This window comes from Aminobacter carboxidus (assembly GCF_014863355.1).
GTDB lineage: Bacteria > Pseudomonadota > Alphaproteobacteria > Rhizobiales > Rhizobiaceae > Aminobacter > Aminobacter carboxidus.
Window position 1 is genome coordinate 20,530 of record NZ_JACZEP010000007.1, and the last position, 14,013, is coordinate 34,542.

Annotated in this window: 13 protein-coding genes; 6 read left to right on the forward strand and 7 right to left on the reverse strand. The window is 62.6% G+C overall.

Annotated features, from left to right (window positions below):
* Positions 1-10 precede the first annotated feature (10 nt).
* Complete coding sequence (locus IHE39_RS20480; RefSeq protein WP_192567786.1) at positions 11-1,063, reverse strand: hemin-degrading factor; 1,053 nt, start codon at positions 1,061-1,063, stop codon at positions 11-13.
* A gap of 10 nt (positions 1,064-1,073) precedes the next feature.
* Positions 1,074-1,295 carry a hemin uptake protein HemP gene (gene hemP / locus IHE39_RS20485; protein ID WP_184767380.1) on the reverse strand — a complete coding sequence of 74 codons (222 nt, stop codon included), beginning with the start codon at positions 1,293-1,295 and terminating at the stop codon, positions 1,074-1,076.
* A gap of 205 nt (positions 1,296-1,500) precedes the next feature.
* On the opposite strand from hemP, the gene IHE39_RS20490 reads away from it, so the two are divergent.
* Genes IHE39_RS20490 through IHE39_RS20510 form a run of 5 tightly spaced genes read left to right on the forward strand, consistent with a single transcriptional unit; the run spans position 1,501 to position 5,136 of the window.
* A complete protein-coding gene (locus IHE39_RS20490; RefSeq protein WP_192567787.1) occupies positions 1,501-3,693 on the forward strand; it encodes a TonB-dependent receptor domain-containing protein in 2,193 nt (730 codons plus the stop codon).
* On the forward strand, positions 3,693-4,133 hold the full coding sequence (locus IHE39_RS20495) for a hypothetical protein (protein ID WP_184767378.1): 441 nt from the start codon (positions 3,693-3,695) through the stop codon (positions 4,131-4,133). Before IHE39_RS20490 ends, IHE39_RS20495 begins: the two co-directional genes overlap by 1 nt.
* A gap of 59 nt (positions 4,134-4,192) precedes the next feature.
* Complete coding sequence (locus IHE39_RS20500; protein ID WP_192567788.1) at positions 4,193-4,447, forward strand: hypothetical protein; 255 nt, start codon at positions 4,193-4,195, stop codon at positions 4,445-4,447.
* Positions 4,448-4,458: 11 nt separating this feature from the next.
* Entirely contained in the window at positions 4,459-4,773 is a 315-nt protein-coding gene (gene hmuQ / locus IHE39_RS20505; RefSeq protein ID WP_184767376.1) for a heme-degrading protein HmuQ, read from the forward strand.
* Between the two features lie 3 nt (positions 4,774-4,776).
* Positions 4,777-5,136 carry a bleomycin resistance protein gene (locus tag IHE39_RS20510; RefSeq protein WP_246485587.1) on the forward strand — a complete coding sequence of 120 codons (360 nt, stop codon included), beginning with the start codon at positions 4,777-4,779 and terminating at the stop codon, positions 5,134-5,136.
* 60 nt (positions 5,137-5,196) lie between these two features.
* Here IHE39_RS20510 and putA read toward each other — a convergent pair whose 3' ends face one another.
* Positions 5,197-8,802 (reverse strand): bifunctional proline dehydrogenase/L-glutamate gamma-semialdehyde dehydrogenase PutA, encoded by a 3,606-nt coding sequence (gene putA / locus IHE39_RS20515; RefSeq protein WP_192567789.1) that lies wholly within the window; start codon positions 8,800-8,802, stop codon positions 5,197-5,199.
* A gap of 171 nt (positions 8,803-8,973) precedes the next feature.
* Between putA and IHE39_RS20520 the strand changes: the two genes are divergently transcribed.
* A complete protein-coding gene (locus IHE39_RS20520) occupies positions 8,974-9,426 on the forward strand; it encodes an Lrp/AsnC ligand binding domain-containing protein (protein WP_192567969.1) in 453 nt (150 codons plus the stop codon).
* On the opposite strand, the gene IHE39_RS20525 is transcribed toward IHE39_RS20520, so the two are convergent.
* The 4 genes from IHE39_RS20525 to IHE39_RS20540 form a co-directional block, all read right to left on the reverse strand.
* A complete protein-coding gene (locus IHE39_RS20525) occupies positions 9,427-10,632 on the reverse strand; it encodes a cytochrome-c peroxidase (protein WP_192567790.1) in 1,206 nt (401 codons plus the stop codon).
* A gap of 4 nt (positions 10,633-10,636) precedes the next feature.
* Positions 10,637-11,077 carry a FixH family protein gene (locus IHE39_RS20530; RefSeq protein ID WP_184767372.1) on the reverse strand — a complete coding sequence of 147 codons (441 nt, stop codon included), beginning with the start codon at positions 11,075-11,077 and terminating at the stop codon, positions 10,637-10,639.
* A gap of 255 nt (positions 11,078-11,332) precedes the next feature.
* Positions 11,333-12,790, reverse strand: a complete 1,458-nt coding sequence (locus IHE39_RS20535) for an NAD-dependent succinate-semialdehyde dehydrogenase (protein ID WP_184767371.1) — start codon at positions 12,788-12,790, stop codon at positions 11,333-11,335.
* Between the two features lie 246 nt (positions 12,791-13,036).
* On the reverse strand, positions 13,037-13,987 hold the full coding sequence (locus IHE39_RS20540) for an AEC family transporter (RefSeq protein WP_192567791.1): 951 nt from the start codon (positions 13,985-13,987) through the stop codon (positions 13,037-13,039).
* Between the last annotated feature and the right edge of the window lie 26 nt (positions 13,988-14,013).

A 14,013-nucleotide genomic window follows, 5' to 3' on the forward strand; every position in this document is an offset into this window, starting at 1 on the left:
AATCATCTCCTTACGCCGCGTTCTGCTGGACGACCGGCAGCGCCTCGACCAGTCCGCGCCAATCCGCGCGCTCGTCGTGACCTTCCTTACGCTTGCCGAAGAACTGGATGATCATCTCGCCATTGGCGTCATAAGCCTCGACCGAGGTCACATGGCCATCCTTGGTCGGCTTGCGAACAGCCCAGAGCTCCTGGACATGATCGGTTCGGAGATGGAGATGGAAAGTCTCGTCCATCACATTAAGCCACGGGCCCATCGGCTTGATGTTCTTGACGGAGCCGGAATGGATCTGGATGCAGCCATGATTGCCGACAAAGCACATGATCAGCTGTCCGCTTTCAGCCGCCCGGTCGAACACCGCCGGCAGAGCGTCCTTTTCGAGCCTCCAGGCATAGTCCTGGCCGACCATGCGCATCGCCTGCTGGCGGCCGAGCTTGAGCGACTTGAGCATGCCGAAGAACTCATGCGTGTCGGTCAGCTTGCTCCAGCGCTCGCGCAGCTCCTCGACACCGGTCGACGTCTCTTCGACCTGCGACTTCACGACGGAAGGAACCGTCACGATGGAAGGATCCTGGTTGTCGCTGATAAGCTGCTCCACCAGCTTCTGATAGGCATAGAGGTTGGACGCCGGGCGCAGATGGATCTTGTGCACCGCCATGCCGGCAGCATCGAAGAACTGCAGGCTGCGGCGGATTTCGTCGCCGTCACGCTTTTCTACGGCAAAGCCGTGAACCCAGGCCCTCGGAAAGATCCGGAGGTCGATCTGTTCGCCGAGCACCATCGCGGCTTGCGCGCCGGGTACAACCTTGTCGTAGACGCCGATCTTCTCATGGACCGCGCTTTCGTTGCGGGTCAGAGCCATGACCTCGCCGACGGCCTCGATGCCGGCGAGCAGGTCATTGACGCGCGGTTCGATGCGAACGACACCCTCGCCGCAATGCGCGGCCACCAGTTCAGCTTCGGAAATACCGAGCTGGCTGGCGAGATCGCGCTCGCGCATCTTGGGGTTGTCAGTTCGCGCCCGCCTGATTTCGTGTGGGTTGGGCCTTACGCGCTGGTCCATTTGGAAACACCTACTTGTTGAGAATGAGTTTGCCTTGACGGGTAATCTTCAGGCGATAGAGAGCGCCGCCATGATCGATGCCGATCTCGAAATCGCCGAGAAACAGCGACTCGCTGGTCAGTGTCCTGGCAGTCGATCCGGCGATTGGACGCGGCGCCACCTGGCCTTCCGGCCGGCCATATCCGGCCCGAAACTGACCAGAACGGAAATGGTTCGGATTGTGTGAATTCATCTCATTCCACTCCTTCATCCGTCCGCCGCGCCGGAAAAGCCCGGTCGAGGCCCTCATGCTTGAATCTATTAGTTGACTCGTACATTCATGTTTACTAGTCAGTGCAATACCGGAGTGATCAAGTCAAGATTTAAGACGTAGCCGGCGAGCGAAAAATTGCTAGCGAGCGAAAAGCAAGCCAGCACGAGACATTTTGGAGTGGGACATGGGGCTAGTTGGTCGGAACAAGGCAGCTCTGCTGGGCGGAGCGGCGATAGCGGTACTCGTGGGCGCGCATGCGGCCCACGCGCAGGAAGCAAAAACCACTGAGCAGGACAAAAAGCCGCGCGTCACCGTCCTCCAGCGCCTCGTTGTCAGCGCCGGCGTCGCCAAGGTCGCCATCGACACGCCACAGGCGGTGACTGTCATCGACCAGGAAGACATCGACCAGAAGCAGGCGACCACCATCGGCGAAATCCTGAAGACCACTCCCGGTGTCCAGGTGCTCGGATCCGACCGCGTCTTCGGCGAAGCCTTCAACATCCGTGGCATTGGCGCGACGGAAAACTCGGCCGACGCAGCCCGCATCGTCGTCACCGTCGACGGCGCGCCGAAGTTCAATGAGCAGTACCGCATGGGCTCGTTCTTCTCCGACCCCGAGCTCTACAAGAAGGTCGAGGTCCTGCGCGGTCCGGCATCGTCGACCCTCTATGGATCGGGCGCCCTCGGCGGCGTCATCAATTTCACGACCAAGGACGCTTCCGACTTCATCGCCGAAGGCGACCGTGGCGCCGTCCGGCTCAAGGGCGCCTATGAAAGCAATGGCGACGGCACGTTGACCTCGGCCATCTGGGCACATCGTTTCAACGACGCGTTCGAAGTTCTGGCGCAGGGCAACTGGCGCCGCTCCAACGACATGGAAAAGGCCAACGGGGTTACACTCGCCGGCTCGGAGTTCGACGCGTTTTCTGGCCTCCTCAAAGGCACCTATCGCATCGACGACGAGCAGATCGTTCGCGCGTCGTATCAGCGCTGGGACAGCGACGCCGACGACCAGCCCTACACCCAGACCAGCACGACCAACCCGGCCGCTGGCTTCGGCACCACCGACCGCCATGTCATCGACCAGACCTGGGTGCTGAGCTATGAGAACGAAGCCGCCGACAATCCGTGGCTCGACCTCAATGTGAACCTGTCCTACTCGGACACGACCAACAGCCAATCGGGCAATCCCAACGCTCCGGCTCTGCCAAGCACCGGCAACACCGCGATCCTCAACGACACCGACTACGGCTACAAGACGATCCAGTTGAAGGCCGACAACACCTTCGACTACACCGGCGAGAGTTTTAAGAACTTCCTGACCGTCGGTTTCCAGGCCAGCCATCAGGATCGTGTTGCCGACCGCCCTTCGGGCGCGGCCAGGCTGACGGCCCATCCTGAAGGCCAGGAAAACAAGCTCGGCCTGTTTGCCCAGAACGAATTCGTCTGGGACGACCGTCTGACCTTGATTGCCGGCGCGCGAACCGATTTCCATTCGATGGACCCGTCCGACTCGATCCCCGGCGCGAAAGGCATCGACGGCACAGCCTTCTCGCCGAAGGTCGCCGCGCTTTACAAGTTCAACGACAACTTCAACGTCTTCGGCTCGGTCGCGCATACCGAGCGCTTCCCGACCCTCGACGAGCTGTTTTCGACAGCCGGGGCGCCGGTAGCTCGCGGCATGAGCCTGGATCTCAAGAAGGAATCGTCGAACAACTACGAGGTCGGCTTCGGTGCTTCGACCGACAATGTGCTGGGTCTCGACAACACCGTCAGTTTGAAGGTGACGGCGTTCAACAACGACATCACCGATGGTATCCGCATCAATCCGTTCGCGATTGGTCCGACGGCTCCGTATTATGTCAACGTCAGCAAGATCAACATCTACGGCGTCGAGCTCGAGGGCTCCTACGAGTCGGAATATGTCTTCGGCCGCCTCGCCTATACCCACCTCAAGGGCGAGTATCCGGACGGCTGGATCGGTCGTAACGCGGCAAACACCATCGCACCCGGCACCACTCTGGAGACCATTCCCCAGGACAAGCTTGTGCTGACCCTCGGCGGACGCCTGCCCGAGCATGGCATCACCTTGGGCGCCACGACGACCTTCGCATTCCGGCCCGACTACTTCACCCCGATTGCGCCGGTTCCGTTCAACCCGGCAAGTCAAGCGGCAGGCGACGGTCCTTCCGGTTCGTGGACCCGTGTCGATCTGTTCGCCTCGTGGAAGCCTACTGAAGGCCAGTTTGTCGGCTGGGAAGGCCAGTTCGGTGTCCAGAATGTATTCAACGCAGACTACCGCGAGAACCTGCTGAACGACCGCTCCAAGGGCCGCACCTTCAAGCTGACCCTCGCCAAGCAGTTCGGATACCAATAATGCAGCAGTCGCGATCCGCGACCGGCGTTCTCGCCGGCCTTGCACTCCTCGCCGCCACAGGCATGGCGGGCGCTCAAAGCGCGCCGCCGGCCCCTGCCCTGGTGCTGGAGCTCAATGCGGCGCAGCCCTCAGACAAGGGCTGCCGCTTTACCTTCGTTGTGACCAACAATCTCGGTGCTGAGCTTTCCAAGGCGGCGTTCGAGATTGCGCTGTTCAACGAAGCCGGCGTTGTCGACAGGCTGACAGTGCTCGACTTCAAGGAACTGCCGGCCGGCAAGACCAAGGTCACGCGTTTCGACCTGTCGGGCACCGACTGCACCAAGGTCAGCCGCGTCCTGATCAACCAGGCCACCGATTGCGCCGGCGGTGGCATCGACGCAGCCGCCTGTCTCAAGGCGCTGCGGACCGAATCCAAATCCGGCATCGCCTTCGGCATCTGAAACCAGCCTTGCCCAGACTCCTCTCCCCTGGCGCCAGGCGCATCGAAAGGCATAAGCCCATGTTCGGAATGAACAAATTCGACCATATGGTGAAACGCCAGGGTGACGGGCTGCTGCCCGAGATGCGCGAGCTGTTCGATCGCCTGGCGGCGATAAGGGCGAGCGAAAACGTCACCGACCTCGCCAGCTACCGTGCACAGTCGCCGATCCAGGCTGGCCCGAACCCGAACTTTGCCGGAGACCACACCGGCGCCAATGTTGTGTCGCTACGCAGCGCTCAAAAGACTACAACAGCGCAACGCAAGGCCCGTTGAAAGGGAAGAACATGTACATCGCAATGAACCGCTTCAAGGTGCAGAACGGCTCTGAGACCGCCTTTGAAGACGTCTGGAAGAACCGCGACTCCTCGCTCAACGAGATGAAGGGCTTTCGCGAATTCCACCTGCTGCGCGGCCCGGTGAACGAAGCCGAAGGCTACACGCTCTTCGCGTCGCACACCGTGTGGGCGAGCCAGGACGATTTTGTCGCCTGGACAAAATCGGAAAACTTCCGCAACGCCCACAAGAACGCCGGCTCGTCCAAGGCGTCCTATGTCGGTCATCCGCAGTTCGAGGGCTTCTCGGTCGTCGAAGGCGCTTGAAAATTGACTGATCTCGCCCGCAGCATCCCTGTCATGCCCTCGCCGGACATCGGCGAGAGCCGCGATTTCTACCGCGACAGGCTCGGTTTCGACGTCGTCGGTCCCGAGATGGACGACTATCTGATCGTGCGGCGTGGCGAGATCGAGATTCATTTCTGGAAATCGGACGACCGCAAGCTGCCCGAGGTGACGTCCTGCTACATCAGGGGCGGCGAGGTTCCCGCACTTCACGCCGAGTTTTCGGCGCGCGGTGTCGAACGGCTAAGCCCGTTCACCGTGCGCCCGTGGAACATGAAGGAATTCTACATCCACGACCCGCATGGCAATCTGCTGCGCTTCGGTTGCGCGCCCGAAGAAATCTGAAAAGGGCAGGTTCAAACCTGCCCCTTTCCTTTTGTCCGCGCGTAATCTTGCTCGCAAGCCTCAGGCCGATGCCAGCAGGCTGGCATTGCCGCCGGCCGCCGTCGTGTCGACGCAGACAGCACGCTCATGCGCGTAGGCGGCCGGATAGATCACTTCACTGATCAGCGGAACGATCGGCCCCTTGCGCTCGGCGATCACCTTGCGGACGATCCGCGCGCTCTCTTCCGTTCCCGAATAGGCCACGACGTCGACGGCAAGCGCGCGCGCTTCCACCGGGTCGGGGCGACCGTCGATCGCGGCGATCGGCAAATCCTTGCCCATCAGGGCGTGGACTGCCGCCGGCGCACCGGGAGCAACGGCCAGGACCGCATTGCCTGCGGCCAGCGCCTGGATTGCCTGGGCAAGCAGGGTTTCGGCGTCGGGGCCGAGGCACAGCACCCGGCCACGTGGGTTGAGCGATAGCGTGTTCGCCTCGCCGGTCGGCCCGGGAAGGTCGACCTGGCCGAAGTCGATGCTCGCCGCAGCCGCAATGGCCTGAGCACCCTTGCCGCGCAGATGCTTGCGCAGGATGGCGATGCGGTCGGGTCGGGTCGCCCATTCACCGGCATCGACGAGATTGTCCACCAGCTCGGTCGCGGTGACCTTGCGGCCTTCCGGCAACTCCGTGCCGGCTTCGGGCGATGTGCGGAAACGACGGAGATAGTGCGGGCCGCCCGCCTTCGGTCCGGTGCCCGACAACCCCTCGCCGCCGAACGGCTGCGAACCGACGACGGCGCCGATCTGGTTGCGGTTGACGTAGATGTTACCGGCGTGGATGCCGTCGACGATGTGCTGGACGCGGCCCTCGATGCGGGTATGCAGGCCGAAAGTCAGTCCGTAGCCCTTGCGATTGATCGCCGAAATAATGTCGTCGATCTCATCGGCCTCGAAGGTTGCGACATGCAGCACAGGTCCGAACACCTCGCGCTCCATCTCCTCGATGCCCTTCACCTTGAAGACATGAGGTGCAACGAAGCGGCCATCCACAGGGGCGTCGAGCTTGGCGATGAGCTTGCCCTTGGCTTCCATCTTGGCGCAATAGTCGCGGATCGAGCTCTGCGCTTCTTCGTCAATGACGGGACCAACGTCGGTCGACAGCTGCCACGGATCACCAATCGTCAGGGCATCCATCGCGCCCTTCAGCATCTCGACCATCTTCTTTTCGACATCGGTCTGGACGTAGAGCACGCGCAGGGCCGAGCAGCGCTGCCCGGCACTCTGGAACGACGATGCTACAACGTCGCGGATAGCCTGCTCGGGCAATGCGGTGGAATCGACGACCATCGCGTTGAGGCCACCGGTCTCGGCGATCAGCATCGCGTCGGGTGCCGCTGTCTCGGCGAGCTGTCTTTCGATCAGCTTGGCGACCTCGGTCGAGCCTGTGAAGCAGACACCGGCAATGCGCGGATCCGCGGTCAGCGGTCCGCCAACGGTCGGGCCGTCGCCGGGCAGAAGCTGGATCACGTCCTCCGGCACGCCGGCCTCGCGCATCAAGGCAACCGCACGGGCGGCGATCAGCGGCGTCTGTTCCGCCGGCTTGGCGATGACCGAGTTGCCGGTAATGAGCGCTGCAGCGATCTGGCCGGTGAAGATGGCGAGCGGGAAATTCCACGGCGAAATGCAGACAATGGCGCCGCGTGCTTCGGTGCCGACTTCGGCCTTTTCGGCTTCGGCTGCGTAGTAGCGCAGGAAATCGACCGCCTCGCGGACCTCGGCGACACCGTCCGACAGCGACTTGCCGGCCTCGCGTGTCGCCAGCGCAAAGAACTCGGCGGCATTGGCCTCGTACAGATCAGCCGTGCGGCGCAGGATGGCTGCGCGTTCACCGACAGGCTTCTTCGCCCAGGCCGGCTGTGCCTCGATTGCGAAACGCACTGCAGTCGGCACCTGCTTGGCCGCAGCCTCGGTCACCGTACCGACGATGTCGTCGGGCTTGGCCGGATTGATCACCTTGCGCGACGCGCCATAGCCGGCGGCGCGAGTGACCGGCTTGGCCGTCCAGCGCTCCGGACCCTTGAACTCCGCCTTGGCACGGTCGAGCGCTGCAAGCGTCACCGGGTCGGTGATATCCCAGCCCTTGGCGTTGGTGCGGCCAGCGCCGAAGATCGCCGAAGGCGTCGGGATCGAGGGATTAGCTGCCGAGCCTTGCGTCTCCACCGTCTCGAGCGGGTCGCGGGCGATGTCTTCCGGCGCCACGTCCTCGTCCGTCAGTTGATGCACGAAAGACGAGTTGGCGCCGTTCTCGAGAAGACGCCGAACGAGGTAGGCCAGCAGGTCGGCATGCGCGCCGACCGGTGCGTATATGCGGCAGCGGGTGCCTTCAGCCTTGCGCACGGTCTCATGCAGCGCCTCGCCCATGCCGTGCAGGCGCTGGAACTCGAACGACGTGCGATCCGTGGCCATCGACAGGATGGCAGCGACGGTGTGAGCGTTATGCGTCGCGAATTGCGGATAGATGCGGTCCGTCATCGACAGCAGCTTGCGGGCGCAGGCCATGTAGGAGACGTCGGTATTGGCCTTGCGGGTAAACACCGGATAGCCCGGCAGGCCTAGCGTCTGGGCGCGCTTTATCTCGGTGTCCCAATAAGCGCCCTTGACCAGCCGCACCATGATGTTGCGGTCGAGCTTGTTGGCAAGCGCATAGAGCCAGTCGATGACAAAGGCGGTACGCGGCCCATAGGCTTGGACAACGACGCCGAAACCGTTCCAGCCTTCGAGCTGCGGGTCGGCCAGCACGGCCTCGATGACATCGAGCGACAGATCAAGCCGGTCGGCTTCCTCTGCGTCGATGTTCAGACCCATGCGCGCCTGCTTGGCGGCAAGGCACAGCGAGCGCAGGCGCTCCGTCATGATCGGCAGCATGTCGTCCTTGTGCGAGACTTCGTAGCGCGGATGCAGCGCTGAAAGCTTGACCGAAATGCCATGGTTGTAGCGGATGTCGGGACCGTTGGTGCCGTTGTCGAGTGACGAGATCGCCTCGGCATAAGCCCGGTGATAGCGCAGCGCGTCGGTCTCGGTGCGGGCGGCTTCGCCCAGCATGTCGAAGGAATAGAGATAGCCCTTCTGGATCATCGAGCGGCCGCGTTTGACGGCCTCGGTGATGGTGCGGCCCAGAACGAACTGCTCGCCCATCTCGCGCATCGCAGCCGCGACTGCCGTGCGGATCACCGGCTCGCCGAGGCGACGGACCATCGAGCGCAGGGTACGTTCGATCGAACCCTCGCCTTCGTCGAGGACACGGCCGGTCAGCATCAGGGCCCAGGTCGAGGCGTTGACGAAGATCGAGCTCGAACCGCCCGAATGCGACGACCAGTCATGCGGCGCGATCTTGTCCTTGATCAGGTCGTCCATCGTCTCGGTGTCTGGCACGCGCAGCAGCGCCTCGGCCAGGCACATCAGCGCCACACCTTCCTTGGTCGACAGGCCGTAAGCAGAGAGGAAAACCTCCATCAGCCGCGGATCGGTCGAACCGCGCACGGCACGCACCAGATCGGCCGCGCGGGCAGAGATCGCCATGCGATCGTCGTTGCCAAGGGCAGCAGTAGCAGCCAGCCGCTTAACGGCTTCCGCTTCATCTGGGAGGTAGTTGGCGCGAATTTCCTGGCGGATGGCGTCGAGCGCTTGCATGGCGATCCTATGGAGCGGTTGGCATGACGGCGCGGCGGCATAAGGTGCCGCAGAACCCTTTGCCTGAAACTAGCATAGCGCCCATTTTCAGGCCGGTCCAAAGACATCGACTGGAAAGACCAAATGATCTACGATTTATGTGTCTGTACGACGATATGGGCTACAAATGATATGACTGAAGACCAATTGGACCGCATTGACCGCAATATCATGTTCGCCCTGTCGCGCGATGGCCGCCTGTCCATGGCTGAGCTTGCCACAAAAGTCGGACTTTCCAAGACCCCCGTGCAGGCGCGGGTCAAGCGACTGGAAAAAGACGGCTTCATCAAGGGCTATCAGGCGATTATCGACAGCGAACGTATGGGCGAAGGCCACGTCGCCTTCGTCCAGGTCAAGCTGTCGGATACCCGCTCGGCGGCGCTGGACGATTTCAACCGCGCTGTCCGCGCCGTACGTGAGATCGAGCAGTGCCACATGATGGCGGCAAGCTTCGATTACCTGCTGAAAGTGCGGACGAGGGACATCGCCGCCTACCGACGTGTGCTCGGCGAACGCATTTCCGCTCTGCCCCATGTCGCCCAGACCTCGACTTTCGTGGCCATGGAAACGGTGAAGGACCGCTGACTAGTCCGACAGCGTCTTCAGGAAAGCCACAAGCGCTGCCTTTTCGCGCTCCGAAAGCGCCACCGGATGGATCTCCGTTTCGCCCTCGACGGATTTGGGTGCCGACGCGTAGTGCTCGACGACCTGTTCCAGCGACGCAAACTGGCCTGCGTGCATGTAAGGCGGGCGTCCGGCTACATTGCGCAGCGACGGCGTCTTGTAGGCCCGGACCAGTTCGGGCGAGCTCTTCTGCATGAAGCGTAGTTCGCCGCACGCCTCCTCTCCGCCATCACGGAATTTCCCGAGGCAATTGAACGGATCGGCCAGAACCTCGCCAACCACGGCAATCCGTCCGCGGTCCGGCGGCAGTCCGGCAACCTGTGGCACACCGGTGTTGTGGAAATGATTGTCGGTGAAGCGCGGGCCGGTGTGGCAGGTTGAACAATTCGCCTTGCCGATGAAAAGCCTGAGGCCCTGCCGTTCCTCCGCGGACAGTTCGTCATCGGCGGCTGGCGTCCGACCCTGCGCCAGCGGCTCGGCGAAACGGTCGAAGCGGGTCTTGCCGTGGACCAGCGAGCGCTCGAAGGCGGCGATTGCCTTGCCGATGTCGGAAAAGATGCGGTCGACGCCATCGCGCTGCGCATCGGTCATCGCAGCCCAGGCAGCCATTTCGGTAGGTGTTCCGTACGGCCCGGCACTTGCCGGAAGCACCGACAGGTCGGGCAGTGGCCGGAAAATACGCTCGTAGCGCTCGCCGAAGCGGCGCTTGAGGTAGTGCGCATAGGCGGTACGCGTGCCGGCATGTTCGAGCACATTTTCCAGCGGCACCATCGCCTGCGACCACAGGCTGTCGCGCCTGCCGTCCCAGAAGAAAAAGGGATCGCGCGCCACGCCAGCCAGGGGCATTGTCCGCCTGTTGGTCTCGCCGACGCCTATGCCGCGAGGCAGATCGTCCTGAAACTGCCGGTCGATCTTGTGGCAGGTGCCGCAGGCGACATTGCCGTCACGGCTCATGCCGGTGTCGAAAAACAGCGTGGCGCCAAGTGCCGCAGCGCCAGGGTCGTCGGCAAAACGATTGGTCGGATCCGACGGCAACGGCGCAAGTGCTGCCAGCGACATCGATGCGATGGTGCGCTTCTCCGCATCGGTGAAATCAGTGTCGCTGCAGCCCGCGACCACCGCAATCACCGCGGTCGCAATCAGCTTGGTGAGGAGGCTGCGTGCCATCGCTTCACAGCACCAGGTTGAAGGTGGCCTCATCAGCGCCGGCACGTGCGGTGATGCCGAGTTTGAGCTGCCACCAGCCGGTCATGGAAAACTTCATGCCTTCGATGCGGTAACGTCCGTCGCCGAGATAGGCAGTCGCCTCGGGGCTGGTCGGCAGGCCATGCGCATGTTCGGGCATGCCGCCGCCTATGGCGATCGCGGCACCCTCGACGGGCGCGCCTTGCCGCGTCTTCACCGTCACCACCCAGGCATGCAGTTCGCCCTGTTTCGGCTCGGTCGCCTCGGGGGCGATTGCAACCGAATAGAGGCCCTTGGCCGAATTCTTGGAGCGCGCAAGATCAGGCCCCGGAGCGGCAGGTGCCGTCAGGAAGACGATCGAAAGAAAGCCGATTGCCAGGGCAACCAGCCCGAACGCTCCGACGATCATACGCCACGCTGAAGTCATTCCAGTTCCTCCCGCCCGCCGAGAACGTTTTGCTGACAACGCGCCTTCCTTGCACCAACAGATTCGCGGCATCCGCAAGATGGCCGGTTCTCAAGCACTTGGCTATTCGACAGGCGACGCGGGGGCCGAGCGACCTGAACATAACAATTGCAGCAAGTTACGTCGGCTTTCGGATTCTTCCTGTCAAAGAACAAGAATAAACGCGCGACCCCTGCGGACCACGCGTTCGTTCAAAATCAGGGGCGCTGTAGCGCCTTAGAGCCCCAGCCCGCCGATGCAGACATATTTGGTATCGAGATAGTCCTCGATTCCCTGATGCCCGCCTTCGCGGCCGAGGCCGGATTCCTTGACACCGCCGAACGGCGCTTCCGGCGTGGTGATCAGCCCTTCATTGACGCCGACCATGCCGTATTTCAGGCCTTCCATGACCCGGAACGCGCGGCCGAGGTTGCCGGTATAGAAATAGCTGGCGAGGCCGAACTCGGTGTCGTTGGCGAGCGCAATCGCCTCCTCTTCCGTCTCGAATTTGAACACCGGAGCGACTGGTCCGAAGATTTCGTCTTTCATGAACATCATGTCGGGCGTGGCGCCTGAAATGACCGTCGGCTCGAAGAACGAACCGCCCAGCGCGTGGCGCTTGCCGCCGGCAACCACCTTGCCGCCCTTTGCGGTGGCGTCGGCGATGAATTCCTCGACCTTTTCGACGGCCTTGTCGTCGATCAGCGGGCCCTGCTGCACGCCGGCGTCGAGGCCGGAACCGACCTTGAGCTTGTTCGACGCCTCGGCCAGCTTGGCCACAAACCTGTCGTAGATGCCGGCCTGGGCAAAGAAGCGGTTGGTGCAGACGCAGGTCTGGCCGGAATTGCGGAACTTCGCGGTGATCGCGCCCTCGACGGCACGATCGATGTCGGCGTCGTCGAAGACGAGGAACGGTGCGTTGCCGCCGAGTTCCATCGAGACCTTCTTGACCGTGGAAGCCGACTTGGCGATCAGCATCTTGCCGACCTCGGTCGAGCCGGTGAAGGTGATCTTCTTGACCAGCGGGTTGGCGCAGATCTCGTCGCCGATCTCGCCGGCCGAGCCGGTCAGCACGTTGACCACGCCCTTGGGGAAGCCGACTTCCTCGCACAGAGCGCCCCAGGCCAGGCCCGAATAAGGCGTCTGCGATGCCGGTTTGACCACGGCCGTGCAGCCGGCGGCCAGCGCTGGCCCGAGCTTGCGCGACAGCATCGACGACGGGAAGTTCCACGGCGTGATGGCGGCGATGACGCCGACCGGCTCCTTGTTGACGAGGATGCGACGGTCAGCCCAGGGCGAAGGCACGACATCGCCATAGGTGCGGCGCGCCTCCTCGGCGAACCACAAGACATAGGCCGCCGACGAGCCGATCTCACCCTTGGACTCGGTCAGCGACTTGCCCTGTTCGATGGTCAAGAGTTCGGCCAGCGCGTCCTGGTTGTCCATGATCGCGTCATGCAGCTTGCGCAGCAGCTTCGAGCGCTCGAGCGCCGAGGTCTTGCGGTAGGTCTTGAAAGCCTCGTTTGCGGCTTCGATGGCGCGGCGGGTCTCGGCCGCGCCCGAACGCGGCACGGTGCCGATCTTCAGACCCGTCGCGGGGTTGGTGACGTCGATGGTCTTGCCGGAATCGGCCTGCACCCATTCGCCGTTGATGAGATTGGCCTGCCGCATGAAATGACTTGTTTTCTGAAGCATGGCTTCACCTCCTGAAATGGCGTCGGTTGCGACGCAGGCTTACTCTGAAAATCTTCGAAAAGCGCCCTTTCGGGACAGGTTGCAGCCCGAAGCGCCTGGCAATTTAGTAGCCTGCCGCCGGGTCGGCGATCAACCGCATTATGGCACAGATACGTTGGTCCAGCCTAACCGAATACGCCGCCTGGCCGAACGCACGTAGCCGGGCACCCCACCTAACGGAATACCCAAGTTAGCCAAACAACCAAGTTAGCCAAACACCATTGTCGCGATGGTCAGCCAGAACGCGGTCGTGACAACAGCGCAGGCGGTGGCGATTGTCATCTGGTTGGAGGCCAGCGCCTGGCCGGTGCCGAACTGGGTGGCAATGAGATAGGAATTGACGCCCGACGGCAGGCTGGCTGCTGCCACTGCCACCTTCGCCGACAAGGGCGGCAGCCCGAACAACCAGGCAAACAGCAATGCCACGGCCGGCATCAGCATCAGCTTGAGCACCGACAGCGCCAATGCCGGCTTGATGTTGCCCGATATGCCGAACTTTCTGAGCCCGAGGCCCATAGCAAACAGCGCGACCGGCCCGGCGATGTTGGCCAGCGCATCGACGAAGCGCGTGGCAAGGCTAGGCAAGGCCACCCCGGTCGCCCTCCAGGCAAGTCCGGCCAGGATTCCGATGATCAGCGGATTGGTGAGTATCTTGCGCAGAAAATCGCGAATGATGACAAGCGGATGCAGAGGTTCGCTGCGTCTCGGTCCGAACATCTCGAACAAGATGATCGACGCCATCATCATGGTTGGCAGATGCACCGAGACGATCAGCGACAGGAGTTCGAACCCCTCCTGTCCGAAGACGCCGAGCATGAAAGGAATGCCGAGCAGCACGAGATTGGAAAAAGCCGAGGACACGCCGCCGACCACGCCGGCCTGACCGTCACGGCCGAAAATGCGGGTCGTCACCAGATGTCCCGCAGTCCAGGCGACCGTTACGGCAATGAAATAGGTCGCCCATAGCGACCAGGGGGCTGAACCATGAAAATCGGCGCCGATCATGGTCCGGAACAGCAGCAGCGGCAGCGCCACGCCGATGGCGAACTCGGAAAGGGCATCCCCGGTTTCGCTGCGCAAGTAGCCGGTCGCGCCCGCGAGATAACCCAGGGCCACGAGGCCGAAAACGAAGAGCACGGTTTCTACGAGAGGTGACATCGGCGCTCGGCAGGTGGGGAATCGGC

Bases quoted from the DNA above. Each gene is read 5' to 3' on its own strand.
- IHE39_RS20480 (WP_192567786.1), bottom strand. From the start codon at position 1,063: ATGGACCAGCGCGTAAGGCCCAACCCACACGAAATCAGGCGGGCGCGA.
- hemP (WP_184767380.1), bottom strand. From the start codon at position 1,295: ATGAATTCACACAATCCGAACCATTTCCGTTCTGGTCAGTTTCGGGCC.
- IHE39_RS20490 (WP_192567787.1), top strand. From the start codon at position 1,501: ATGGGGCTAGTTGGTCGGAACAAGGCAGCTCTGCTGGGCGGAGCGGCG.
- IHE39_RS20495 (WP_184767378.1), top strand. From the start codon at position 3,693: ATGCAGCAGTCGCGATCCGCGACCGGCGTTCTCGCCGGCCTTGCACTC.
- IHE39_RS20500 (WP_192567788.1), top strand. From the start codon at position 4,193: ATGTTCGGAATGAACAAATTCGACCATATGGTGAAACGCCAGGGTGAC.
- hmuQ (WP_184767376.1), top strand. From the start codon at position 4,459: ATGTACATCGCAATGAACCGCTTCAAGGTGCAGAACGGCTCTGAGACC.
- putA (WP_192567789.1), bottom strand. From the start codon at position 8,802: ATGCAAGCGCTCGACGCCATCCGCCAGGAAATTCGCGCCAACTACCTC.
- IHE39_RS20520 (WP_192567969.1), top strand. From the start codon at position 8,974: ATGACTGAAGACCAATTGGACCGCATTGACCGCAATATCATGTTCGCC.
- IHE39_RS20525 (WP_192567790.1), bottom strand. From the start codon at position 10,632: ATGGCACGCAGCCTCCTCACCAAGCTGATTGCGACCGCGGTGATTGCG.
- IHE39_RS20530 (WP_184767372.1), bottom strand. From the start codon at position 11,077: ATGACTTCAGCGTGGCGTATGATCGTCGGAGCGTTCGGGCTGGTTGCC.
- IHE39_RS20535 (WP_184767371.1), bottom strand. From the start codon at position 12,790: ATGCTTCAGAAAACAAGTCATTTCATGCGGCAGGCCAATCTCATCAAC.
- IHE39_RS20540 (WP_192567791.1), bottom strand. From the start codon at position 13,987: ATGTCACCTCTCGTAGAAACCGTGCTCTTCGTTTTCGGCCTCGTGGCC.